This is a genomic window from Variovorax sp. LjRoot130, from assembly GCF_964253755.1.
Taxonomy (GTDB): Bacteria; Pseudomonadota; Gammaproteobacteria; order Burkholderiales; family Burkholderiaceae_C; genus Variovorax.
This window is the reverse complement of the sequence record NZ_CAXURM020000001.1, coordinates 319,737-342,101: the sequence shown is the minus strand read 5'-3', so window position 1 is coordinate 342,101 and position 22,365 is coordinate 319,737. Positions and strand designations below refer to the sequence as shown.

Annotated in this window: 24 protein-coding genes; 15 read left to right on the top strand and 9 right to left on the bottom strand. The window is 68.3% G+C overall.

From position 1 onward, the window contains the following. Positions 1-88 precede the first annotated feature (88 nt). Both ACSQ86_RS01750 and radA read right to left on the bottom strand, forming a co-directional pair. Positions 89-568, bottom strand: coding sequence for a glycerate kinase (locus ACSQ86_RS01750; RefSeq protein ID WP_436308387.1), 480 nt, complete (start codon positions 566-568; stop codon positions 89-91). Between the two features lie 23 nt (positions 569-591). Then, complete coding sequence (radA, locus tag ACSQ86_RS01745; protein ID WP_436292361.1) at positions 592-1,983, bottom strand: DNA repair protein RadA; 1,392 nt, start codon at positions 1,981-1,983, stop codon at positions 592-594. A gap of 106 nt (positions 1,984-2,089) precedes the next feature. On the opposite strand from radA, the gene hpaR reads away from it, so the two are divergent. The 12 genes from hpaR to ACSQ86_RS01685 all read left to right on the top strand — a co-directional run bounded on the left by hpaR (position 2,090) and on the right by ACSQ86_RS01685 (position 12,179). Next, positions 2,090-2,521, top strand: coding sequence for a homoprotocatechuate degradation operon regulator HpaR (gene hpaR, locus ACSQ86_RS01740; RefSeq protein WP_093104296.1), 432 nt, complete (start codon positions 2,090-2,092; stop codon positions 2,519-2,521). Beyond that, on the top strand, positions 2,518-3,141 hold the full coding sequence (locus ACSQ86_RS01735; protein WP_436292360.1) for a fumarylacetoacetate hydrolase family protein: 624 nt from the start codon (positions 2,518-2,520) through the stop codon (positions 3,139-3,141). Before hpaR ends, ACSQ86_RS01735 begins: the two co-directional genes overlap by 4 nt. Next, complete coding sequence (locus ACSQ86_RS01730; protein WP_436308386.1) at positions 3,138-3,890, top strand: fumarylacetoacetate hydrolase family protein; 753 nt, start codon at positions 3,138-3,140, stop codon at positions 3,888-3,890. Before ACSQ86_RS01735 ends, ACSQ86_RS01730 begins: the two co-directional genes overlap by 4 nt. A 37-nt stretch (positions 3,891-3,927) precedes the next feature. Next, on the top strand, positions 3,928-4,905 hold the full coding sequence (locus ACSQ86_RS01725; RefSeq protein ID WP_436308385.1) for a Bug family tripartite tricarboxylate transporter substrate binding protein: 978 nt from the start codon (positions 3,928-3,930) through the stop codon (positions 4,903-4,905). A gap of 7 nt (positions 4,906-4,912) precedes the next feature. Next, a complete protein-coding gene (gene hpaE / locus ACSQ86_RS01720; RefSeq protein ID WP_436308384.1) occupies positions 4,913-6,370 on the top strand; it encodes a 5-carboxymethyl-2-hydroxymuconate semialdehyde dehydrogenase in 1,458 nt (485 codons plus the stop codon). A 2-nt stretch (positions 6,371-6,372) separates the two neighbouring features. Further along, complete coding sequence (gene hpaD, locus ACSQ86_RS01715) at positions 6,373-7,248, top strand: 3,4-dihydroxyphenylacetate 2,3-dioxygenase (RefSeq protein WP_436308383.1); 876 nt, start codon at positions 6,373-6,375, stop codon at positions 7,246-7,248. A gap of 11 nt (positions 7,249-7,259) precedes the next feature. Beyond that, a complete protein-coding gene (locus tag ACSQ86_RS01710) occupies positions 7,260-7,664 on the top strand; it encodes a 5-carboxymethyl-2-hydroxymuconate Delta-isomerase (RefSeq protein ID WP_436302465.1) in 405 nt (134 codons plus the stop codon). Positions 7,665-7,673: 9 nt separating this feature from the next. After that, positions 7,674-8,477: a 2-oxo-hept-4-ene-1,7-dioate hydratase gene (hpaH, locus tag ACSQ86_RS01705; protein WP_436302464.1), complete on the top strand. Its 804-nt coding sequence runs from the start codon at positions 7,674-7,676 to the stop codon at positions 8,475-8,477. A gap of 9 nt (positions 8,478-8,486) precedes the next feature. Next, positions 8,487-9,296 (top strand): aldolase/citrate lyase family protein, encoded by an 810-nt coding sequence (locus ACSQ86_RS01700; RefSeq protein WP_436302463.1) that lies wholly within the window; start codon positions 8,487-8,489, stop codon positions 9,294-9,296. A gap of 104 nt (positions 9,297-9,400) precedes the next feature. Further along, positions 9,401-10,390 (top strand): Bug family tripartite tricarboxylate transporter substrate binding protein, encoded by a 990-nt coding sequence (locus ACSQ86_RS01695; protein WP_436308382.1) that lies wholly within the window; start codon positions 9,401-9,403, stop codon positions 10,388-10,390. A gap of 19 nt (positions 10,391-10,409) precedes the next feature. Continuing rightward, a complete protein-coding gene (locus tag ACSQ86_RS01690) occupies positions 10,410-11,198 on the top strand; it encodes a class II aldolase/adducin family protein (RefSeq protein WP_436308381.1) in 789 nt (262 codons plus the stop codon). 3 nt (positions 11,199-11,201) lie between these two features. Beyond that, entirely contained in the window at positions 11,202-12,179 is a 978-nt protein-coding gene (locus ACSQ86_RS01685; protein ID WP_436308380.1) for a 2-dehydropantoate 2-reductase, read from the top strand. Positions 12,180-12,193: 14 nt separating this feature from the next. Here the strand turns inward: ACSQ86_RS01685 and ACSQ86_RS01680 are convergent, their stop codons facing one another. Further along, positions 12,194-12,916, bottom strand: coding sequence for a hypothetical protein (locus tag ACSQ86_RS01680; RefSeq protein WP_436308379.1), 723 nt, complete (start codon positions 12,914-12,916; stop codon positions 12,194-12,196). Further along, positions 12,913-14,001 carry an alanine racemase gene (alr, locus tag ACSQ86_RS01675; protein ID WP_436308378.1) on the bottom strand — a complete coding sequence of 363 codons (1,089 nt, stop codon included), beginning with the start codon at positions 13,999-14,001 and terminating at the stop codon, positions 12,913-12,915. The genes ACSQ86_RS01680 and alr overlap by 4 nt, the downstream gene beginning before the upstream one ends. A gap of 169 nt (positions 14,002-14,170) precedes the next feature. On the opposite strand from alr, the gene lplT reads away from it, so the two are divergent. Genes lplT through ACSQ86_RS01660 form a run of 3 tightly spaced genes read left to right on the top strand, consistent with a single transcriptional unit; the run spans position 14,171 to position 16,886 of the window. Continuing rightward, on the top strand, positions 14,171-15,475 hold the full coding sequence (gene lplT / locus ACSQ86_RS01670; protein ID WP_093104315.1) for a lysophospholipid transporter LplT: 1,305 nt from the start codon (positions 14,171-14,173) through the stop codon (positions 15,473-15,475). 20 nt (positions 15,476-15,495) lie between these two features. Beyond that, positions 15,496-16,404, top strand: a complete 909-nt coding sequence (locus tag ACSQ86_RS01665) for a DMT family transporter (protein WP_436308377.1) — start codon at positions 15,496-15,498, stop codon at positions 16,402-16,404. Then, the gene (locus tag ACSQ86_RS01660) at positions 16,401-16,886 is read left to right on the top strand and encodes a glutathione peroxidase (protein ID WP_093104318.1); all 486 of its coding nucleotides are present in this window, start codon (positions 16,401-16,403) and stop codon (positions 16,884-16,886) included. The genes ACSQ86_RS01665 and ACSQ86_RS01660 overlap by 4 nt, the downstream gene beginning before the upstream one ends. Positions 16,887-16,899: 13 nt before the next feature. Here ACSQ86_RS01660 and ACSQ86_RS01655 read toward each other — a convergent pair whose 3' ends face one another. The 5 genes from ACSQ86_RS01655 to ACSQ86_RS01635 all read right to left on the bottom strand — a co-directional run bounded on the left by ACSQ86_RS01655 (position 16,900) and on the right by ACSQ86_RS01635 (position 22,340). Then, positions 16,900-17,328 carry a carboxypeptidase regulatory-like domain-containing protein gene (locus ACSQ86_RS01655; RefSeq protein WP_436308376.1) on the bottom strand — a complete coding sequence of 143 codons (429 nt, stop codon included), beginning with the start codon at positions 17,326-17,328 and terminating at the stop codon, positions 16,900-16,902. A gap of 86 nt (positions 17,329-17,414) precedes the next feature. Then, positions 17,415-18,644 (bottom strand): glycolate oxidase subunit GlcF, encoded by a 1,230-nt coding sequence (glcF, locus tag ACSQ86_RS01650; protein WP_436308375.1) that lies wholly within the window; start codon positions 18,642-18,644, stop codon positions 17,415-17,417. Positions 18,645-18,655: 11 nt separating this feature from the next. Further along, a complete protein-coding gene (gene glcE / locus ACSQ86_RS01645; RefSeq protein WP_436308374.1) occupies positions 18,656-19,753 on the bottom strand; it encodes a glycolate oxidase subunit GlcE in 1,098 nt (365 codons plus the stop codon). Between the two features lie 29 nt (positions 19,754-19,782). Continuing rightward, positions 19,783-20,703, bottom strand: a complete 921-nt coding sequence (locus ACSQ86_RS01640) for an SMP-30/gluconolactonase/LRE family protein (protein WP_436308373.1) — start codon at positions 20,701-20,703, stop codon at positions 19,783-19,785. Between the two features lie 98 nt (positions 20,704-20,801). Next, positions 20,802-22,340, bottom strand: coding sequence for an ammonium transporter (locus ACSQ86_RS01635; RefSeq protein ID WP_436308372.1), 1,539 nt, complete (start codon positions 22,338-22,340; stop codon positions 20,802-20,804). Between the last annotated feature and the right edge of the window lie 25 nt (positions 22,341-22,365).

The following is a 22,365-nucleotide window of genomic DNA, read 5'->3' as shown; positions in this document are numbered from 1 at the left end:
AAGTCTGGGCACAGGTGGCCGGCCCTTCGACCCTTCGGCAGGCTCAGGACAGGCCAAGCTCAGGGCGAACGGGAAGGGCGGGCGGGCCCTAGACCGGCGGCCGCAGCGCGTCGGTCGCGCCGGGCTTGACGGCGTCGGCGCTCGGCGCGTCGGCCTGCTGCGACGCGTCTTCGTCCGGCACCTCGGGCCGCACCAGCTTCCACTCGCTCAGCTTGCCGTTCGCGAAGGTGGCATCGACCCAGGAGCCGCCGCCGTCGGTCCAGCGGAAAACTTCTGGCTGCGCGTCCTTGGGCGAACGCTGCTCGCCGAGCGCGCGCGTCATCGCGATCACGTGCAGCAGGGTCACCTTGGGCTTGAGCTTGGCGTTGAGCATCACCGCGCTGGCGACCGTGCCGATGGGCCGGTCGGCGGCGCGTTTCAGGACCTGCATGGTGCGGTTGAAATGCATCAGCAGGAACATGACGATGGCGCCGCCCGCGAGCGCGACGCCGGCCCATCCATAGGCGCGATAGGCGAGGCCGAGCAGCACGAGGCCGGCGAGCGGAACGAGGACTTTGCCGAAATTCATGAGCGGTATTGTCACGCCCCGGGCTAGTGCAGCTGCCGCACCACGTCCATGGCTTCCTCGATGCGGTCCACCGGGTGGATGGTCAGCCCCTCGATCTCCTTCGCGCCCTTGCGCGGCGCGTTGGCCTTGGGCACCACCGCTACGCTGAAGCCCAGCTTGGCGGCCTCGCGCAGGCGCTCCTGGCCGCGCGGCGCCGGCCGCACCTCGCCGGCGAGGCCGACTTCGCCGAAGGCGATGAAGCCCTTGGGCAAGGGCTTGCCGCGCAGGCTGGAGGTGATGGCGAGCATCACGGCCAAGTCGGCCGCCGGCTCACTGATGCGCACGCCGCCGACCGCATTGACGAACACGTCCTGGTCCATGCAAGCCACGCCCGCATGGCGGTGCAGCACTGCGAGCAGCATTGCGAGCCGGTCGCGGTCGAGCCCGACCGACAGGCGCCGCGGACTCGGCCCGCCGTTGTCGACCAGCGCCTGGATCTCGACCAGCATCGGCCGCGTGCCTTCGAGCGTGACCAGCACCACGCTGCCGGGCACCGGTTCGGCGTGCTGGCTCAGGAAGATCGCGCTCGGGTTGGTCACGCCTTTCAGGCCGCGCTCGGTCATCGCGAACACGCCGATCTCGTTGACCGCGCCGAAGCGGTTCTTGATGGCGCGCACCAGCCGAAAGCTCGAGTGCGTGTCGCCTTCGAAGTAGAGCACCGTGTCGACCATGTGCTCCAGCACGCGCGGGCCGGCCAGCGCGCCCTCCTTGGTCACGTGGCCCACCAGCACCACCGCCGTGCCGCTGGCCTTGGCGAAGCGCGTGAGGTGTGCGGCGCACTCGCGCACCTGCGCCACCGAACCCGGCGCCGAGGTCAGCTGGTCGGAGTAGACGGTCTGGATCGAATCGATCACCGCGATCGCGGGCCGCGTGGCGTCGAGCGTGGCGAGGATCTTCTCGAGCTGGATCTCGGCCAGCACCTGCACCTGCGATTGCGGGAGGCCCAACCGCCGCGAGCGCAGCGCCACCTGGGCGCCGCTTTCCTCCCCGGTGACGTAGATCGCGTTGCGGCCGGCGCGCTGCAGCGCGTCGACCGCCTGCAGCAAGAGCGTCGACTTGCCGATGCCCGGGTCACCGCCGATCAGGGTGACGCCGCCGTCGACGATGCCGCCGCCCAGCACGCGGTCGAGCTCGTCGAGCCCGGTAGGCGTGCGCTCGATGTCGGTGGCCTCGATTTCGGACAGCGTGGCCAGCTCGGCCGAGCCGGCGAGCGCCGCGAACTGCGCGCCGAAGCGGTTATTGGCGCTGCCGCCCGCGGGGCCGGCCACCTGTTCGATCAGTGTGTTCCAGGCGCCGCAGCTGGGGCAGCGGCCGAGCCACTTGGGGCTGGTGCCGCCGCATTCGGAGCAGACGAAGAGGGTTTTTTCCTTGGCCATTGCCCGAGTGTAGGGAGGGCGTCAGCCCGGCTCAGGGAAAACCCCGCCGAAGCCCGCCCGGAAGGCACTTGCAATTAATTTAACATGTTAAATAATCAAGACCTTCATGAGCACCCCCTTTGTCCACCGCAATCTGCCGCGCCTGCTGCTTCAGGCGCGCGAAGCCGTCATGGCGCACACGCGGCCCAGCCTGCGCGAGCATGGCCTGAGCGATCAGCAATGGCGCGTGCTGCGCGTGCTTGGCGAGCTCGGCGTGGTCGAGACCGGCCGCGTCGCACGCGAGGCCTTCATCCTCGGCCCCAGCCTGACCGGCGTGCTCTCGCGCATGGAGCGCGACGGCCTGATCCGTCGCGAGCGCGATCCGGCGGACCAGCGCCGCACCGTGGTCGAGGCCACGGCCAAGGGCACGCGCATGGTGAGCAAGCTCTCGCGCGCGATCGAGGCGCACTACGACTGGATGGAAAAGTCCCTCGGCAAGCAGAAGCTGTCGCAGCTCTACGTGCTGCTGGACGAAGTGATCGAACTGGAGCAGCCATGAGCTTCATGCCCACCGGCACGGTCTACGGCGTGCTGCTCAACTTCCGCGCCGAAGTCGAGGCGCTGGCGCCGCAGATGAGCCAGCCGCCCTACAAGGCGCCGCCGCAAGCGCCCGTGCTCTACGTGAAGACGGCCAACACCTGGAGTCCGCATGGCAGCGCCATCACCGTGCCGGCCAAGGTGCCCGAGGTCGAAGTCGGCGCCACCATCGGCATGGTCATCGGCGCCGACAGCGACGTCGAAGGCTTCGTGCTGATGAACGACCTGTCGATCCCGCATGCGAGCTTCTTCCGCCCGCCCGTCAAGTTCAAGTGCGTGGACGGCTTCCTCGGTATCGGGCCTGCCATGCGCGATGCGCAGGAGGTCGCCGACCCGGCGCAGTTCAGTCTCGAAGTGCGCATCAACGGCGAACTGCGCCAGTCGGTGGATTTCTCGCAGACGGTGCGCAGCGCGGCGCAACTGCTGTCCGAGGTCGGCGCCTTCATGACGCTCGCACACGGCGACGTGCTGATGCTCGGCTGCGATGCCGGCCGTCCGCTGGCGCGCCTCGGCGACCGCATCGAGATCAGCGCGCCGGGTTTCGAAACCTTGGTCAACACGCTGGTGGGAGAACAGCCATGAAGCACGCGCGCGTCACCTTCGAAGGCGCGGAGCACGAGGCGACCGAGCGCGACGGCCGCCTGCTGCTGGCCGACGGCCGCGCGGTCGGCTTCGACGAGGTGATGTGGTTGCCGCCCTTCGCACCGACGCCGCGGCCGCGCACCATCCTCGCGCTCGGCCTCAACTACGCCGACCATGCGAAGGAACTGGCGTTCAAGGCGCCCGAGGAGCCGCTGGTCTTCGTCAAGGGCGAGAGCACGCTCACAGGCCATCGCCAGGTCACCTACCGCCCGGCCGGCGTTTCGTTCATGCACTACGAATGCGAGCTGGTGATCGTGGTCGGCAAGACCGCGCGCAAGGTGCGGCAGGGCGACGCCTACGACTTCATCGGCGGCTACACGGTGGCCAACGACTATGCGATCCGCGACTACCTCGAGAACTGGTACCGCCCCAACCTGCGCGTGAAGAACCGCGACACGTGCACGCCGATCGGCCCCTGGCTCGTGGACGCGAAGGACGTGCCCGACCCGATGGCGCTCGCGCTCAAGACCACCGTCAACGGCAAGCTCACGCAGTCGGGCAACACGAAGGACATGATCTTCGACGCGCCCTTCCTCATCGAATATTTCTCGAGCTTCATGACGCTCTCGCCCGGCGACCTGATCCTCACGGGCACGCCCGACGGCGTGGTCGACTGCCAGCCCGGGGACGTGATCGTGACCGAGATCGAGCGCATCGGCGCGCTCTCCAACACCATCGGTGCGGCCTGAGCCCGCATCGCCCAGAACACATCACGAAGGAGACGACATGGTCAAGAAGTCCTGGCTGGCGACGGCCCTGGTGGCATTGGGCGCTTCCGTCTTCGCCGCCGGCGCTGCAGCGCAGCCCTATCCGAACAAGCCCGTGCGCTGGGTGGTCGGCTACCCGGCCGGCGGAGGCACCGATTTCCTCGCGCGCACCGCCGGCGCCCAGTTGTCGCAGCAGCTCGGCCAGCCAGTACTGGTCGACAACCGCCCGGGCGCCGGCGCCATCATCGCGTCCGAGCACGTGGCCCGCGCACCGGCCGACGGCTACACCGTGTTCTCGGCCGACAACGGCGTGCTGGTCTACAACCCCGCGCTCTACAAGAAGCTGCCCTACGACCCCGAGAAGGACTTTGCGCTGCTCGCCATGATGGGCCGCTCGGCGCTGATCATCACGGCCGGCCCCAATGCCGGCTTCGCAGACGCCAAGGCGCTGCTCGCCGAGCTCAAGCGCTCGCCGGGCAAGTACAGCATCGGAACGCCCGGCAACGGCAGCCCGCACCACCTCGCGCTCGAGTTGTTCCAGCGCGAGGCGGGCGTCTCCCTGCTCCACGTGCCCTACAAGGGCGGCGCGCCGGCCATGCAGGACCTGATGGCCGGGCAGGTGCCGCTGATCGTGCTCGACCTGCCCAGCGGCGTCAGCGCGGTCAAGGCCGGCAAGATCACGCCGCTGATCGCCCTGTCGGCCGAACGCATGCCGCAACTGCCCAACGTGCCGACGGCGAAAGAGCTCGGCTACGCGGGCGTCGAGGCCTATGCCTGGCAAGGCCTCGTCGCGCCGGCGGCCACGCCCAAGGACGTGCAGGCCCGGCTCGGCGCCGAGCTGCAGAAGGCGGTGAGCGACGCCGGCGTGCGGCAGAAGCTCTTCGACGCCGGATGGGATCCAACCCCCGCCGACGCGGCCGCGATGACCCGCTACACCGAGGCGGAGCGCAAGAAGTGGCACGCGCTGATCAAGGCACGCGACATCAAGCTGGACTAGGACCCTCATGAAGATCGACCACCTCATCGACGGCAAGCCGGTCGCCGGCCGCGACTACTTCCAGACCGTCAACCCGGCCACGCAGGAGGTGTTGGCCGAGGTCGCCGCGGGCGGCGAAGCCGAAGTGAACGCGGCCGTCGCGGCCGCCAAGGAAGCCTTTCCCAAATGGGCCGGCATGCCCGCGCCGCAGCGCGCCAAGCTGATCCGCAAGCTGGGCGACCTGATCGCCGCCCACGTGCCCGAGCTCGCGCGCACCGAGACCGACGACTGCGGCCAGGTCATCGCGCAGACCGGCAAGCAGCTGGTGCCGCGCGCGGCCGACAACTTCTACTACTTCGCCGAGATGTGCACGCGCGTCGACGGCCACACCTACCCGACCGAGACACACCTCAACTACACACTGTTCCATCCGGTCGGCGTGTGCGCGCTGATATCGCCGTGGAACGTGCCCTTCATGACCGCCACCTGGAAGGTCGCACCCTGCCTGGCCTTCGGCAACACCGCGGTGCTCAAGATGAGCGAGCTCTCGCCGCTCACGGCCGCGCGGCTCGGCGAGCTGGCGCTCGAGGCCGGCATCCCGCCCGGTGTGCTGAACCTGGTGCACGGCTACGGCAAGGACGCGGGCGAGCCGCTGGTGGCGCATCCGGATGTGCGCGCCATCTCCTTCACCGGCTCCACGGCCACGGGCAACCGCATCGTCAAGAGTGCGGGCCTGAAGAAGTTCAGCATGGAGCTCGGCGGCAAGAGCCCCTTCGTGATCTTCGAGGACGCGAACCTCGAGCGCGCGCTCGACGCGGCCGTGTTCATGATCTTCAGCAACAACGGCGAGCGCTGCACGGCCGGCTCGCGCATCCTGGTGCAGCAGTCGATCTATGCCGACTTCGCCGCCAGGTTCGCCGAGCGCGCGAAGCGCATCGCGGTCGGCGATCCGCTTCATGAAGCGACCATCGTCGGCCCGATGATCTCGCAGGCCCACCTGGCCAAGGTGCGCAGCTACATCGAGCTCGGCCCGAAGGAAGGTGCAACGCTTTTGTGCGGCGGGCTCGAAGCGCCGCAACTGCCGGACCGCGTGAAGAAAGGCAACTATGTGATGCCCACCGTCTTCGCCGACGTCGACAACCGCATGAAGATCGCGCAGGAAGAGATCTTCGGCCCCGTCGCCTGCCTCATTCCCTTCAAGGACGAGGCCGATGCGATCCGCCTGGCCAACGACATCCAATATGGATTGAGCAGCTACGTCTGGACCGAGAACATCGGCCGCGCGCACCGCGTCGCGGCCGCGGTCGAAGCCGGCATGTGCTTCGTCAACAGCCAGAACGTCAGAGACCTGCGCCAGCCCTTCGGCGGCACCAAGGCCTCGGGCACCGGGCGCGAAGGCGGCACCTGGAGCTACGAGGTCTTCTGCGAACCGAAGAATGTGGCCGTGTCGCTGGGTTCGCATCACATCCCTCACTGGGGAGTCTGACCATGGGCACGCTCGCACTCGCAGCCAAGATCACGCATGTGCCGTCGATGTACCTGTCGGAATTCCCCGGCCCGAACTTCGGCTGCCGCGAGGCGGCGATCAACGGCCACAAGGAAATCGACCGCCGCTGCCGCGAACTGGGCGTGGACACCATCGTGGTCTTCGACGTGCACTGGCAGGTCAACAGCGAATATCACATCAACTGCGGCCCGCAGTTCGGCGGCACCTACACCAGCAACGAGCTGCCGCACTTCATCAAGAACATGCCCTATGCCTACCCGGGCAACCCGGCGCTGGGCCACCTGATCGCCGACGTGGCCAACGAGATGGGCGTGAAGAGCCGCGCCCACAGCGACACCACGCTCGAACTCGAATACGGCACGCTGGTGCCGATGCGCTACATGAACGCCGACCAGCACTACAAGGTGATCAGCATCAGCGGCTGGTGCGACTGGCACGACCTGCACGAATCCGGCCGCTTCGGCCTCGCGGTGCGGCGCGCCATCGAGGAACGCTACGAGGGCACGGTGGCGGTGTTCGCCAGCGGCTCGCTGTCGCATCATTTCGCCGACAACGGCCGCGCGCCCGAGTTCATGCACAAGGTCTACGATCCTTTCCTCGAGCAGGTCGACCGCCGCGTGGTCCAGCTCTGGGAAGCCGGTGAATGGAAGACCTTCGTCGGCATGCTGCCGATGTATGCCGACAAGTGCTGGGGCGAAGGCGACATGCACGACACGGCCATGCTGCTCGGCCTGCTGGGCTGGGACCGCTACACGGCGCCGGTGGAGATCGTCACGCCTTATTTCGGCAGCTCGGGGACGGGGCAGATCAATGCGATCTTTCCGGTCACGCCGCTGCCTGCACTGGCCACCGCCTGAGGAAAAGAAAGATGCCGCATCTGGTGATCCTCTACACCCCAAACATCGAGCGCGAGACCGACATGACGGCGCTGTGCCGCACGATGGCCGACGCCATGCTCGAACAGCGCGACGACGAGGGCCGGCAGGTCTATCCGACCGGCGGCACGCGCGTGCTGGCCTTTCCGGCAGCGCACCATGCGGTGGCCGACGGCAAGGGCGACTACGCCTTCGTCTACCTCAACGTGCGCATGGCGGTGGGACGCAGCGAAGCAGTGAAGAAGCGCATCGGCGACGCCTTGCTGGAAAAGGTGAAGACGCATTTCGAGCCGCTGCTCGCGAAGCGGCACGTCGGCATTACGCTGCAGATCGACGAAGCGCCCGGCCAGGTCTACGACGGCAAGTGCGGCAACCTGCATCCTCTCTTCAACAAATAGCCGCCACGCATGCTCGACAAGAAGATCATCCAGCAGCTCGCCGCCGAGCTGCACGAAAGCGAGAAGTCGCGCGTGCAGCTGCGGCACTTCTCCCGGCGCTTTCCCGAGATGACGGTCGAGGACGGCTACGCGATCTCGCGCGAATGGGTGAAGACCAAGCTGACCGAAGGACGCGTGGTCAAGGGCCACAAGATCGGCCTCACCTCGCGCGCGATGCAGCTGTCCAGCCAGATCACCGAGCCCGACTACGGCACGCTCTTGGACGACATGTTCTTCGAGCAGGGCGGCGACATCCCGTTCACGCGCTTCATCGCGCCGCGCATCGAGGTCGAGCTGGCCTTCGTGCTCGGCAGGCGGCTGCAGGGGCCGCACGTGAGCATCTTCGACGTGCTCGCGGCCACCGACTACGTGGTGCCGGCGATCGAGATCATCGATGCGCGCATCGAGCAGTTCGACCGCGAGACCAAGGCGCCGCGCCGCGTCTTCGACACCATCGCCGACAACGCGGCCAACGCCGGCATCGTGACCGGCGGACGGCCGGTCAAGCCCGACGCGGTCGACCTGCGCTGGGTCAGCGCCCTGCTCTACAAGAACGGCGTGATCGAGGAATCGGGCGTGGCCGCCGCCGTGCTCAACCACCCGGCCACCGGCGTGGCCTGGCTCGCCAACAAGCTCGCGCCCTGGGGCGAATGCCTGGAGCCCGGCGAGGTGGTGCTCGGCGGCTCGTTCACGCGTCCGACCACCGGACTGCCCGGAGATACCTTCCATGCGGACTACGGCCCCCTGGGCTCGATCTCGTTCCGCTTCACCTGAAAGCCGACCATGCAAACCCCCACGAACCCCTTCAAGCAAGCCCTCGCCGAGAAGCGCGTGCAAATCGGCCTCTGGCTCGGCCTCGCCGATGCCTACTGCGCCGAGATCTGCGCCGGCGCCGGCTTCGACTGGCTCTTGATCGACGGCGAGCATTCGCCCAACGGCCTGCGCAGCGTGCTGCAGCAGGCGCAGGCGATCGCCGCCTACCCCGGCGCCAACGCGATCGCGCGCGTGCCGGTCGGCCATGGCGACGTCGGCACGGCGCTGATCAAGCAGTACCTGGACCTCGGCCTGCAAACCATCCTGGTGCCGATGGTCGACACGCCCGAGCAGGCGCAGGCGATCGCGCGCGCGATGCGCTATCCGCCGCACGGCATCCGCGGCATGGGCGGTGCGCGCGCTTCGCGCTGGGGCCGCTACCCGGCCTATGCCAAGGAAGCCAACGAGCAGGTCTGCCTGCTGGTGCAGGCCGAGACGCGCGAGGCGCTGGCCAACCTGGATGCCATCGCGGCCGTGGACGGCATCGACGGCGTCTTCATCGGCCCAGCGGACCTCTCGGCATCGCTGGGTCACGTCGGCAATCCGAACCACCCCGAGGTGCAGGCGGCGATCGAGGATGCGATCGCGCGCATCAACCGCGCCGGCAAGGCCGCCGGCATCCTGACGCCCGACGAGGCGCAGGCGCGCAAGTACCTCGAACTCGGCGCCCTCTTCGTCGCCGTCGGCCTCGACACCAATCTGCTGGCGCGCAGCACCAGTGCGCTCGCCTCGCGCTTCAAGGACAACGCGCAGGCGCTGCCGGCGAGCAAGACCTACTGATTGGAGGTAAACGCGGAGCTGCGGCGCGGCGGCTTGCTGGAAGAATACGCGCTCACCGTGCGCCCCAACCCCGAGGCGCCACTCACCCTGGAGACATCGCCACCATGAATTTCACCCGCCGCCACCTGCTGCAAACCACCGGCGCCTCGGCACTGCTCGCGGGCATCGGCCAGCAAGCCTTCGCGCAGCAACAGATCGAGACCACCAAGCTCATCACCGGCTTTGCCGCCGGCGGCACTTCCGACACGCTGTGCCGCCGCGTCGCCACCAAGCTGGCGCCGGGCTACGCCAACGCGGCCGTGGTCGAGAACCGCACCGGCGCCGGCGGCCAGATCGCCGTGACCTACGTCAAGAGCCAGCCGGCCGACGGCGCGACCATCCTGCAGACGCCGACCTCGATCCTCACCATCTACCCGCACATCTACAAGAAGCTGCCATACGAGCCGCTCGTCGACCTGACGCCGGTGACGGTCGCCTGCATCTTCGACTTCGGCTTCGCGGTCGGCCCGGCCGTGCCGGCCAGCGTGAAGACGGTGCCGGAGTTCCTCGCCTGGGCCAAGGCCAATCCGAGCGGCGCCAACTACGGCTCGCCGGCCGCCGGCTCGACACCGCACTTCATCGGCGCGCTGCTGGGCAAGAGCGCCGGCGTGGAACTCAAGCATGCGGCCTACCGCGGCACCCAGCCGGCGATGCTCGACCTGCTGGGCGGCAACATCTCCGCCGTGTCGGGACCGATCGGCGACATCTCGCAGCACCTGCCGACGGGCAAGGTGCGCATCCTCGGCGTCTCGGGCAGCAAGCGCAGCCGCTTCGCGCCCGAGGTGCCGACCTTCGGCGAGCAGGGCATCAAGGACATGGCGCACAGCGAGTGGTTCGCGTTCTTTCTGCCCGCCAAGGCATCGCCCGAAGTGGTGGCACGCCTGAACGGCGCGATGAAGACGGCGCTGGCCACCAAGGAAGTGATCGACGGCCTGTCGACCTTCGGCCTCGAAGCCATGTCCTCGACGCCCGCAGAGCTGACCGAGCTGATCAAGAAAGACACCGCCAAGTGGGCGCCGATCGTCAAGCAGGTTGGCTTCACCGCTGAAGGCTAGACATGAAAAGGAACTGCTTATGAACTCCCATCTCGCTGCGCCGACCACGCCGGCCCGCTCCGCCATCCATCCCGACGAACAGGAGGCGCGCCTGCAGCTCGCCGCCTGCTACCGCGTGTTCGCGATGCTGGGCTGGACCGAGATGATCTACAACCACATCACGGTGCGGCTGCCCGACAGCGTGACGGGTGGCCAGAAGCAGTTCCTGATCAATCCCTTCGGCCTGCACTACAGCGAGGTCACGGCCGGCAACCTGGTCAAGATCGATCTGCAGGGCAAGGTGCTCGACGGCTCGCCGCATCCGGTCAACCCGGCCGGCTTCACGGTGCATGCCGCGATCCACGACGGCCTGCCCGATGCCCACTGCGTGATGCACACGCACACCACAGCCGGCGTGGCCGTGGCCTGCCTGCAGGGCGGCCTCGCGCAGACCAACTTCTACACCGCGCAGTTGCACGACATGGTGGCGTACCACGACTTCGAGGGCATCACGATCCATGCCGACGAAGGGCCGCGGCTCCTGAAGAGCATCGGCAACAAGCCGGCCGTGATCCTGCGCAACCACGGTCTGCTGGCCTGGGGCCAGACGCTGCCGCAGACGTTTGCGATTCTCTGGACCCTGCAGCGCGCCTGCGAGATCCAGATGGCGACCTTCTCCATGGGCGCGGCGATTCCGGTGCCGGAAGACATCGCGCGCAAGTGCACGCGCGACGCGCTGCAGTTCAATCCCAAGCACGGCGGCGGGCAGGACGTGTTCGACGCGCTGGTGCGCCAGGTCGACCGCATCGACGATTCCTACAAGCACTGAACCATGAAAGTCTGCATCTACGGCGCCGGCGCGATCGGCGGATGGATCGGCGCCGGCCTCGCGCAGGCGGGCAACCGGCTCAACGTGGTCGCGCGCGGCGCGACGCTCGAAGCGCTGCAGCGCGACGGGCTCTTCGTGATGCGCGGCGAGCAGCGAACGCGCGTGCCGGTGAATGCGGTGGCCGACCCCGCGACGCTGGGCGAGCAGGACCTGGTGGTGATTGCCGTCAAGGCGCCGGCGCTGCAGGCCGTGGCAGCGCAGATCGCGCCGCTGCTCGGCCCCGACACCATCGTGTTGACCGCGATGAACGGCGTGCCCTGGTGGTTCCTGCAGGGCGGCTTCGGCGGCAGCCTGGCCGGTACGCGATTGCAGGCCGTGGACCCGGGCGGAAAGATCGGCGAGGCGATTCCCGCGCAGCACGTGATCGGCTGCGTGGTACATGCGAGCTGTTCGCTCGATGCGCCCGGCGTGGTGCGGCATCACTTCGGCAACGGGCTGATCATCGGCGAGCCCTCGGGCGAGGCGACGCCGCGCGCGACGCGGCTCGAGGCGCTGCTGAAGCAGGCGGGCTTCGAGGCCCATCTCTCCGCGCAGATCCAGAAGGACGTCTGGTACAAGCTCTGGGGCAACATGACGGTCAACCCGATCAGCGCGATCACGGGCGCCACCACCGACCTGATCCTCGGCGACGACCTGGTGCGCGGCTTCATCTCGACCATCATGCTCGAGGCCAAGGAGATCGGCGCGCGCATCGGCATCCCGATCGCCGAGAGCCCCGAAGACCGGCACGCGGTCACGCGCAAGCTGGGCGCCTTCAAGACCTCGATGCTGCAGGACGTCGAGGCCGGCCGTGCGGTCGAGCTCGATGCGCTGGTGTCGGTGGTGCGCGAGCTGGGGCAGCTCACCAAGGTGGAAACGCCCTTCACCGACGCACTGCTGGGCCTGGCGCGCCTGCGCGCGCGGCAGCTCGGCCTCTATTGAGCTGAGGCGCTGCCTCAGCCTTTCTTGAGCAGCGCGCGCACCGCCTCGGGCAGCGAGTTCACCTGCGGCATGAAGCGGTCCAGCACCGCGCCCAGCACCACGGCGCAGAACAAGGCGCCGAGCAGCGGCTTCCAGGTCAGCCGCACCGCCGCCTTGAGCCAGCCCTCGCGGGCCACACGCACCGCGGCACGGGCCGACACATAGGAGAAGGCGACTTCGATCGCCACCGCGAGCAGCCCCTCCGAGCCGAAGTAGAGCAGCGCCAGCGCGCCGGCACCGAACACGATCGCCACCCCGATCAGGAAGATCGCGACCACCGGCACCACGATGACCGCGCCCTCGTCGGCCCCGGCCGCGGCCTCGAGCGCGCCGCCGGCCAAGTCGCCGACGCCGCCCGCATCGAGATCGGCCATCGCGCTCTGCCCCGAAGGCCAGTCGCCGATGCCGGGGTCCGGCACATCGAGGTTGAGCTGCTTGTTCTGCCGCACCAGCATCGCCGCCCACCAGCGCAGCACCAGCAGGTAGCCCAGGTAGCCGACGCCGAGCGTCACGAAATAGCGCAGCGCCAGCGAGTCGACACCGGCGTGCATCTGAAGGTGCGAGACCAGCCACATCAGGAGCAGCGTGAAGCTGCCGATCAGGAGGCCGTGCGTGCGAAGGTGGTAGTTGCGATGCAGGTCGCGCTCGACCTGCGTTTCCCAGAGGCGTACCGAGCGCCAGTTGGAAAGGATCTTCAATCGACAGCCACTGGCACCCGCGGCGCGACGGCGCACATGAGTTCGTAGCCGACCGTGCCGGCGGCCTGCGCGACCTCGTCGATGGGCAGCAGCGTGCCGTTCGAGGCGCGGCCCCAGAGCGTGACCTCGCTGCCGAGAGCGGCATCCGGCACCGGCGTGAGATCGACGGTGATCATGTCCATGCTGACGCGGCCCACCATGCGCGTGCGCACGCCGTTCACCAGCACCGGCGTGCCGGTGTCGCAGTGGCGCGGATAGCCGTCGGCATAGCCGACCGCGGCCACGCCGACGTTGAGCGGCCCGTCGGCCGTGAAGCGGGAGCCGTAGCCGATGGTGTCGCCGGCCTTCAAGGTCTGCACCGAGATCAGCCGCGTGGAAAGCGTCATCGCCGGCTGCAGCTGCCAGTGCGCCGCGTCGTGTTCGGGGAAGTCGGGCGCGCTGCCGTAGAGCAGGATGCCGGGGCGCACCCAGTCGGCCCGCGCGATTCTCGCGTGGCGCAGCGTGGCGGCGCTGTTGGCGATCGAGCGTTCGCCCGGCAGGTCTTGCGTGGTGTGATCGAACACCTCGAGCTGGTGGTCGATGCCGCGGCTGCCGTCGGCGTCGCTGAAATGCGTCATCAGCGAAATCTCGTCGACCTGCGGCAGCGCGTTCAGGCGCGTCCAGGCGGAGCGGAAGCGCTCGGGCGTGAAGCCCAGCCGGTTCATGCCCGAATTCATCTTCAGGAACACGCGCTGCGGCACCTGCGTCTTGTGGGCGGCCAGCATGTCGATCTGCGCGTCGCAGTGCACCGTGTGCCAGAGATCGAGCCGCGAGCAGAGTTCGAGGTCGCGCGGCTCGAACACGCCTTCGAGCAGCAGCACCGGCCCGCGCCAACCGAGCGCGCGCACGCGTTCGGCCTCGGCCAGGTCGAGCAGCGCGAAGCCGTCGGCGCCGCGAAAGGCGTCGAACACGCGCTCGATGCCGTGCCCGTAGGCATTGGCCTTGACGACGGCCCAGACGCGGGCTTCGAGCGCCGAGCGGCGGGCGCGATCGAGGTTGTGGCGCAAGGCCGCGGTATGGATGGTGGCGAGGATGGGACGAGGCACGATGAACCCGATGGCTGAGCTGAAAACATTCGCACGACCACGCCGCAAAAGGCGGCGTGTGGCGTCATTTTGACATTGCACCCCCATGCTATAACCGCGCATTCCGCCAGTACCGCGGCCTTTTTCCACTATCGCCAGCAGCCCCATTCTCTGGCCAGCCAGCCCATCGATGAAGCGCGGTTTCTACACCATCATGTCGGCCCAGTTCTTTTCGTCGCTGGCCGACAACGCGCTTTTCGTTGCAGCGGTGGAACTCATGCGGAGCAACGGCGCGCCCGAGTGGCAGCGCGCGGCGCTGGTGCCGATCTTCACCATCTTCTATGTCGCGCTGGCGCCGCTGGTCGGTGCCTTCGCCGATGCCTTGCCCAAGGGCCGGGTCATGTTCATCAGCAACGCGATCAAGGTGGTGGGCTGCCTGATGATGCTGTTCGGCACGCATCCGCTGCTGGCCTATGCAGTCGTCGGCTTGGGCGCCGCAGCCTATTCGCCGGCCAAGTACGGCATCCTGACCGAGCTGCTGCCGGCCTCCCAACTGGTCAAGGCCAACGGCTGGATCGAGGGCCTGACCATCGCCTCGATCATCCTGGGCATCGTGCTCGGCGGGCAGCTGGTGGGCCATGCGCTGTCGACCCAGCTGCTCGCGATCGACCTGCCCGTGGTGGACACCGGCATCGACACGGCACCCGAGGCCGCGATCGCGGCACTGATCTTCGTCTACATGCTGGCCGCCTGGTTCAACACCCGCATCCCCCACACCGGCGTCGAGATGCGGCCGCTGCGCGCCAATCCGCAGCACGGCTTCGTGCGCAATCTGGCCGCGCTCTTGCCCGATTTCTGGCACTGCAACTCGCGGCTCTGGCGCGACAAGCTCGGCCAGATCTCGCTGTCGACGACGACCTTGTTCTGGGGTGCGGGCGGCAATCTCAAGTACATCGTGCTGGCCTGGGCCTCGCTGGCGCTCGGCTACAACACGGCGCAAGCCTCCGCGTTGACCGGCGTGGTCGCGATCGGCACCGCGATCGGCGCGATCGTCGCTTCTCTTCGCATGCGGCTCGACATGGCGACCCGCGTGATCCCGCTGGGCATCAGCATGGGCCTGTTGCTGATCGGGATGAACGCCATTGGCAACCTCTGGGTGGCAGTGCCGTTCCTGATTCTGCTGGGCGGACTCGGGGGCTTCCTGGTGGTGCCCATGAATGCGCTGCTGCAGCACCGCGGCCATAACCTGATGGGCGCCGGCCGTTCGATCGCGGTGCAGAACTTCAACGAGAATGCCAGCATTCTGATCCTCGGCGCGTTTTATAGCGCCTGCACCGGCTTCGGCCTCTCGGCCTACTGGGCCATCACCGCCTTCGGGCTCGTGGTGGCCGGTTTCATGTGGCTCATCAAGCGCTGGCACAAGAACAACCTGCGCCAATACCCCGAGGAGGTCGAGCACCTCCTCGCCATCGCACGCAGCGACAAACACCATTGACCTGACCGGGCCTGACTGTTTTGCCGGCACTCGCGCTCGTCGTCAACGCCTTCGTGTGGGGCGTTTCCTGGTTCCCCTTCCGCCAGATCGAATCCCACGGCCTGCATCCGGTCTGGGCCACGGCACTGATCTATGCGCTGATCTTCGTGGCGATGGGCTGGCTGCGCCGGCATGCGTGGCAGGCTTTCTCCGTGCATCCGGCCCTGGTGCTGCTCGGTCTGGCAGCCGGCCTCACCAACCTGTGCTTCAACTGGGCGGTGACAGCGGGCGATGTGGTGCGCGTGGTGCTGCTTTTCTATCTGATGCCGCTGTGGAGCGTGCTGCTGGCCTGGATCTTTCTCGGCGAGCGCCCGACGCCCGCGGTGCTCGCGCGCGTGGCGCTGGCGCTGGTGGGCGTGGCGGTGGTGCTCAAGACGCCCGAGGTCGACTGGCCGGTGCCCGCAAGCCTCGCGGACTGGCTCGGCGTCGCGGCAGGCTTCAGCTTCTCGGTGACCAATATCCTGCTGCGCCGGCTGCGCGCAGCAGCCGCCGAATCGCGCGCGCTTGCCGTGTTCGGCGGCTGTGCGCTGGTGGCCGGCGCGACCGCGCTGGCCGGCACCGCGCTCGGCGCCATCGCGGCGCCGCCGCCGCTCGCGGCCGCGCCCAGCTGGCTGGGCTGGGCCGCTTTGCTGGGTGCGGGCTTCGTCTTCGCCAACTTCTGCCTGCAGTACGGCGCCGCGCGCCTCACGGCCAGCGCCACTGCGGTCATCATGCTGTCGGAAGTGCTGTTCGCGAGCGTCTCGTCGGTGGCGCTCGGCGCGGGCACCATGGACGCCCGCATCTGGATCGGCGGTGGGTTGATCGTGCTGGCGGCGCTGTGGTCGTCGTTTGCGCGAACGCCCAACGGCGAGGATGATCGACGCACTTCCCTCCTGAAGGACATGCCATGACCAGCGTTTACGACTTCGAGGCCCGGCAGATCGACGGCAAGGCCGTGCCGCTCTCCAAGTACAAGGGCAAGGTGCTGCTGATCGTCAACACGGCCAGCAAGTGCGGCTTCACCCCGCAGTTCGAGGGGCTCGAAGCGCTGCACGAAAAGTACGCCGACAAGGGCCTCGCGGTGCTCGGTTTTCCCTCCAACCAGTTCGGCAACCAGGACCCGGGCAGCAACGAGGAGATCGGCGCCTTCTGCGTCCAGAACTACGGCGTGAGCTTTCCGATGATGGAGAAGATCGAGGTCAACGGTTCCGGTGCCACGCCACTCTACAAATGGCTCACCAAGGAAGCGCCGGGCCTCTTGGGCAGCACCGCGATCAAATGGAACTTCACCAAGTTCCTGGTCGGCAAGGACGGGCGGGTGATCAAGCGCTACGCGCCGCTCGACACGCCGGCCTCGATGACGCGCGACATCGAGTCGGCACTGACGGCCTGAGCGCCGGGCACCGTCAGAATCGGAAGTCCGCGGTCTTCGAACCGCGGCCGAGCGTTACGGTCTGGCTCTTCGTCATGCCTTCGGTGGCTGCCTCGACGGTGTAGCGGCCGGCGGGAAGGTCGATCAGGCACACCGGCCCCGACGCGCGCATCGCGAGCGCCGTCGCGCCATTGGCATCCTTGATCGTCACCGCGATCTCGGCCAGGTAGGCACCGTCCGCGCGCGCGAACAGCAGCGACAGCGGATGGTCCTTCATCGCCGCGCGCATCGCCGTGGATTCGTCCGAGCCGATGCCGCCGCACGCGAAGCGCGCGCTGCCCTGCACCTTCATGGCCGGCATGGCCGTGGCGTCCACGGACTGGGCTTGCGCCATCCATGGCGCAGCGGCACACGCGCAGACGACGGCGCCGCGCAGAAGAAGGGATGGGAAGGAGGTATGCATCGACAAGCTCCCGAAATGAACGATGGGAGATGGTCGCGCCCAGCGGTGCGCCGGCGGGTCGGACCACAGCCCCTCGGCGTGTGCGATCAAGCCGCCGAAAGCGCCTCGTCGAGCAGTTCCACCCAGTGCCGCACCGGGATCTCGCTGCCGCTTTGCAGATGCGTGATGCAGCCGATGTTGGCCGAGACGATGGTCTCGGGTTTCAACTGGTTCAGGTGGCCAAGCTTGCGGTCGCGCAGCGGGTAGGCCAGTTCGGGCTGCAGTACCGAGTAGGTGCCGGCCGAGCCGCAGCACAGGTGCGATTCGTTCATCGCGATCTGCACGTCGAAGCCCAGTGCGCGCAGGTTCGCTTCGACGCCGCCGCGCAGCTTCTGTCCATGCTGGAGCGTGCATGGCGGGTGGTAGGCGACGACGCCGGACGGCGCGTTGACGCGCTCTTTCAACAGCGGCACGAGTTCGGGCAAGAGCTCGCTCAGGTCGCGCGTGAGCGCGCTGACGCGTTCGGCCTTCGCCGCATAGGCCAGGTCCTCGCGCAGGATGTGGCCGTACTCGCGCACGGTGACGCCGCAGCCCGAGGCGTTCATCACGATCGCCTCCACCACGCCGCCTTCGACGTAGGGCCACCAGGCATCGATATTGGCGCGCATCTGGGCCTTGCCGCCGTCGTGGTCGTTGAGATGGAACTTCACTGCACCACAGCAGCCCGCGGTGGGCGCGATCACGGCCTCGATGCCGGCCGCGTCGAGCACGCGCGCCGTGGCGCTGTTGATGTTGGGCGCCATCGAGGGCTGCACGCAGCCGGCCAGCATCAGCATCTTGCGCGCATGCGTGCGCATGGGCCAAACGCCCGCCGGTTGAGGCGCCGGCACCTTGGCCCGGAGCTTGGCCGGCAGCAGGCCGCGCACCGACTGGCCCAGCTTCATCGCGGGGCCGAAGAGCGGCGAAGGCAGCGCCTCCTTCAAGGTCCAGCGCAGCGCGCTTTCCATGGCCGGACGCGGCACCTTCTCGTCGACGATCTTGCGGCCGATGTCGACCAGGTGGCCGTATTGCACGCCGCTCGGGCAGGTGCTTTCGCAGTTGCGGCAGGTGAGGCAGCGGTCCAGATGCAGCTGCGTGCTGCGCGTCGGCGCTTTGCCTTCGAGCACCTGCTTGATCAGGTAGATGCGTCCGCGCGGGCCGTCGAGCTCGTCGCCGAGCAGCTGGTAGGTCGGGCAGGTGGCGGTGCAGAAACCGCAGTGCACGCACTTGCGCAGGATCGCCTCGGCTTCGCGGCCGTCGGCGGTGCCCTGGAATTCGGGAGCGAGTTCGGTTTGCATGAGGCTACGCGTCAGTCCGCGGGGTAGAGCCGTGCGCGATCGAAGACGGCGTGGGGGTCGAACTCTCGCATCAGCGCACGGTGAATGCGCGCGAGCGGCGGGCTCAGCGCGTCGAAGCGGCCGAGCACGCGATGGCCACGCTCGGCCGAGGGCATGAACAGCGTCGCATGCCCGCCGACCGCGCGGGCTGCCGCTCGCAGTTTCGGGCCCTCGTCGGGCGACGCCAGATACCAGCGCTGTGCGCCATGCCATTCGATCAGGGGCGAGCCCTCGAGCGCCAGAACCGGTGCGGCCTGCGGCACCGACAGGCGCCACAGATCGCGCGCGGCGCGCGCGCCGAACCATCGCAGGCGTTGATCGCGCGCAGCCTGCCATTCGGCCTGGGCCTGCGCGGGGTCTTGCCGCTCTCCGCCGAGGTGGGCACAGGCGGCCGCCACCGCCGCCACCGCGCCGCGCAATCGCAGCCAGAGCCGGCCTGTATCGCCCTCTTCCAGCCAGCGGCTCGCGTTGAGCGGCAAGGGCTGGCCGCCCCAGCCGTTGAGCAGGCGCAGCGCATCGGCCTGGTTACATTCGAATGCGAGGGTGGCTTCGGCGGGCGGAACGGGCAGCACCTTGAGGCTGACATCGGCGATGACGCCCAGCGTCCCCAGCGAGCCGGCCAGCACGCGCGAGACGTCGTAGCCGGCGACGTTCTTCATGACCTGGCCGCCGAAGCTGAGCAGTTCGGCGCGGCCGTTGATCAAGGTGGCGCCCAGCACATAGTCGCGCACCGCACCGACGCTGGCCCGCGCCGGGCCGCTCAGGCCCGCCGCGACCATGCCACCGACCGTTGCGCCTTCATCGAAATGCGGCGGCTCGAATGGCAGGCACTGGCCCTGTTCGGCCAGCAGGGCTTCGAGCTGCGCCAGCGGTGTGCCGGCGCGCACGGTGACGACCAGTTCGCTCGGCTCGTAGCTCGTGATGCCCGAGAGCGCGGCGGTGGAAAGCGGCTCGCCCTGCGGCGGTTCGCCATAGAAGTCCTTGGTGCCGCCGCCGCGGATGCGCAAAAGCGCGCCGTCGGCGGCTGCGGCGCGGATGCGCTCGACGATCTGGCGAAGGGCTGGATCCATGCGGCCGATCGTACAGCCCGCAATACCCTTCAATCAGTGAAGAAATGGACGGGCAGTCCTGACACTTCCACGCGCATCGAGAGCACCTGGCCGGAGGCGGGCCGCTGCTCGATCTCGGCCGCGGGCCGGCCCTTGCGCGCGCTGGTGACGAAGAGCGTGCGCAGATCGTCGCCGCCGAAGCAAGGCATGGTGGGGCACTGCACGGGTGTGGGAAGCGCATCCACCTGCTCGCCCGAAGGCGCGAAGCGCAGCAGTTGGCCGCCCTCGAACATTGCAACCCAATAGTGGCCCTCGGCGTCGATGGTGGCGCCGTCGGGCCGGCCTTCGTAGCGCAGCGGCGACTCGGGCGTCCAGCCCTCGGGTTTGGCATCGAACTGCCGGAACACGCGCGGGCGCGAGAGCGCATTGGCCTCCGCCGCCCAGTCCCAGGCGCGCACGCGGTGTGCCGCGGTGTCGGCCCAGTAGAGCGTCGTGGCATCGAGCGAGAAGGCCAGGCCGTTGCCGGTGGTGACCTCGTTCGCCATCTGCGTGAGCTGCGGCGCATCGCCGCTCTGCGCGTCGAGACAGTAGAGCGCAGCGTTCGGCCGGTCCTTGGCCTCGTTCAGCGTACCGGCCCAGAAGCGGCCCCATGCGTCGCACTTGCCGTCGTTGAAGCGCATGGTGCGCACGTCATGGTCGACGTTCACGATGACCGAGAGCGGGCCGCCCCATTCGCCCGCCCGGTAGATGCCGTCGCGCAGCGCGATCACCAGGCCGCCGCTCACAGCCGGCGCCATGCAGCCGGGCTCGGCGGGCAGACGCCATCGCTCGACCGTGTGGCCACCGATCTCGCCGCGGGTTCGCAGCACGGCGCGGCCCGGAATGTCGAGCCAGTAGAGCGAGCGTTCGTGCGGATGCCAGAACGGGGATTCACCGAGCTGGCAGAGGCTGTCGTCGAGCGTGGTCCACATGGCGCCAGCTTAGGCGAAAAAAAGCCCGCTCGCGCCGAAGCGCTCGCGGGCCGAACATCCAAGGGAGACCTTGCTTGCTTGAAATGATCCGTTTCGTTTCAGCGGTTGTAGGCGGTTTCGCCGTGGGCCGAGATGTCGAGGCCTTCGCGCTCTTCTTCCTCGCTCACGCGCAGACCGATGGTGAGGTCGACGATCTTGTAGGCGATGAAGGACACCACGCCAGACCACACGATGGTCAGCAGCACGGCCTTGAGCTGGATCCAGACCTGAGCGCCGATGCCGTTGGACACCACGCTGGCCGTGACCCAGTCGCCCACCAGGCCGGGGCCGCCGAGCGCCTGGGTGTTGAACACGCCGGTGAGTAGCGCGCCGACGATGCCGCCCACGCCGTGGACGCCGAACACGTCGAGCGAGTCGTCCGCGCCGAGCATCTTCTTCAAGCCATTGACGCCCCAGAGGCAGGCGAAGCCGGCGACGAAGCCGATCACGATCGCGCCCATCAGGCCGACGTTGCCGGCGGCCGGCGTGATGGCCACCAGGCCGGCGACAGCACCCGAGGCGGCGCCCAGCATCGAGGCCTTGCCCCGCATCAACGCTTCACCGATGCACCATGCGAGCACGGCAGCGGAAGTGGCCGAGAAGGTGTTCATGAAGGCCAGCACGGCGCTGGTGCCCGCTTCGAGCGCGGAGCCGGCGTTGAAGCCGAACCAGCCGACCCACAGCAGCGAGGCGCCGACCATGGTGAGCGTGAGCGAATGCGGCGTGAAGGATTCCTTGCCGTAGCCGATGCGCTTGCCGATCAGGAAGGCGCCGACCAGGCCGGCGACGGCGGCGTTGATGTGCACCACGGTGCCGCCCGCGAAGTCGAGCGCGCCCCACTGCCAGATGAGGCCGGCCTTGGCGTTCATGGCATCGACCACATCCTTGCTGGCATAGGCGTCCGGGCCCATCCAGAACCAGACCATGTGCGCGATCGGCGCGTAGCTGAAGGTGAACCACAGCGCCATGAAGAGCAGCACGGCCGAGAACTTGATGCGCTCGGCGAAGGCGCCCACGATCAGGCAGCAGGTGATGCCGGCGAAGGTGGCCTGGAAGGCGGCGAACAGCAGCTCGGGGATATAGACGCCCTTGCTGAAGGTCGCGCCCGGCGCGAAGGTGCCGGCGGCCGAATCGAAGACGCCCTTCATGAAGATCCGGTCGAATCCACCGATGAAGGAGTTGCCCTCGGTGAAGGCGAGGCTGTAGCCGTAGATGAGCCACAGCACCACGATCATCGAGAAGGTGACCATGACCTGCATCAGCACCGACAGCATGTTCTTGCTGCGCACCAGGCCGCCGTAGAACAGCGCCAGGCCGGGGATGGTCATCATGATGACGAGCAGCGTGGACAGCAGCATCCAGCTGGTGTCGCCCTTGTTGAACGAGGGTGCCGGCGCGGCGGCCGGCGCAGCTGCGGCTTCGGCGGCGGGTGCGGCCGCGGCCGGTGCGGCAGCGGGGGCTGCAGCAGGCGCGGCGGCCGGCGCCGAGGCTGCGGGCGCTTCAGCCGCGGGCGCCGCCGGCGGCGTCTGGGCAAAGCCGGCGGTGCCGGCAGCGAGCACGCTCAGGCCGAGCGCGAGAGAGACGAGCAATTTTTTCATGTCGATTTTTCTTTCGTGCCTTGAA

Excerpts from the sequence above, each read along its gene's own strand:
- ACSQ86_RS01695 (WP_436308382.1), top strand. The coding sequence starts at position 9,401 with ATGAATTTCACCCGCCGCCACCTGCTGCAAACCACCGGCGCCTCGGCA.
- ACSQ86_RS01635 (WP_436308372.1), bottom strand. The coding sequence starts at position 22,340 with ATGAAAAAATTGCTCGTCTCTCTCGCGCTCGGCCTGAGCGTGCTCGCT.
- ACSQ86_RS01735 (WP_436292360.1), top strand. The coding sequence starts at position 2,518 with ATGAGCTTCATGCCCACCGGCACGGTCTACGGCGTGCTGCTCAACTTC.
- hpaR (WP_093104296.1), top strand. The coding sequence starts at position 2,090 with ATGAGCACCCCCTTTGTCCACCGCAATCTGCCGCGCCTGCTGCTTCAG.
- ACSQ86_RS01685 (WP_436308380.1), top strand. The coding sequence starts at position 11,202 with ATGAAAGTCTGCATCTACGGCGCCGGCGCGATCGGCGGATGGATCGGC.
- radA (WP_436292361.1), bottom strand. The coding sequence starts at position 1,983 with ATGGCCAAGGAAAAAACCCTCTTCGTCTGCTCCGAATGCGGCGGCACC.
- ACSQ86_RS01700 (WP_436302463.1), top strand. The coding sequence starts at position 8,487 with ATGCAAACCCCCACGAACCCCTTCAAGCAAGCCCTCGCCGAGAAGCGC.
- ACSQ86_RS01640 (WP_436308373.1), bottom strand. The coding sequence starts at position 20,703 with ATGTGGACCACGCTCGACGACAGCCTCTGCCAGCTCGGTGAATCCCCG.
- ACSQ86_RS01750 (WP_436308387.1), bottom strand. The coding sequence starts at position 568 with ATGAATTTCGGCAAAGTCCTCGTTCCGCTCGCCGGCCTCGTGCTGCTC.
- glcE (WP_436308374.1), bottom strand. The coding sequence starts at position 19,753 with ATGGATCCAGCCCTTCGCCAGATCGTCGAGCGCATCCGCGCCGCAGCC.
- hpaD (WP_436308383.1), top strand. The coding sequence starts at position 6,373 with ATGGGCACGCTCGCACTCGCAGCCAAGATCACGCATGTGCCGTCGATG.
- lplT (WP_093104315.1), top strand. The coding sequence starts at position 14,171 with ATGAAGCGCGGTTTCTACACCATCATGTCGGCCCAGTTCTTTTCGTCG.
- ACSQ86_RS01730 (WP_436308386.1), top strand. The coding sequence starts at position 3,138 with ATGAAGCACGCGCGCGTCACCTTCGAAGGCGCGGAGCACGAGGCGACC.
- glcF (WP_436308375.1), bottom strand. The coding sequence starts at position 18,644 with ATGCAAACCGAACTCGCTCCCGAATTCCAGGGCACCGCCGACGGCCGC.
- ACSQ86_RS01690 (WP_436308381.1), top strand. The coding sequence starts at position 10,410 with ATGAACTCCCATCTCGCTGCGCCGACCACGCCGGCCCGCTCCGCCATC.
- ACSQ86_RS01725 (WP_436308385.1), top strand. The coding sequence starts at position 3,928 with ATGGTCAAGAAGTCCTGGCTGGCGACGGCCCTGGTGGCATTGGGCGCT.
- hpaE (WP_436308384.1), top strand. The coding sequence starts at position 4,913 with ATGAAGATCGACCACCTCATCGACGGCAAGCCGGTCGCCGGCCGCGAC.
- ACSQ86_RS01660 (WP_093104318.1), top strand. The coding sequence starts at position 16,401 with ATGACCAGCGTTTACGACTTCGAGGCCCGGCAGATCGACGGCAAGGCC.
- ACSQ86_RS01710 (WP_436302465.1), top strand. The coding sequence starts at position 7,260 with ATGCCGCATCTGGTGATCCTCTACACCCCAAACATCGAGCGCGAGACC.
- ACSQ86_RS01655 (WP_436308376.1), bottom strand. The coding sequence starts at position 17,328 with ATGCATACCTCCTTCCCATCCCTTCTTCTGCGCGGCGCCGTCGTCTGC.
- hpaH (WP_436302464.1), top strand. The coding sequence starts at position 7,674 with ATGCTCGACAAGAAGATCATCCAGCAGCTCGCCGCCGAGCTGCACGAA.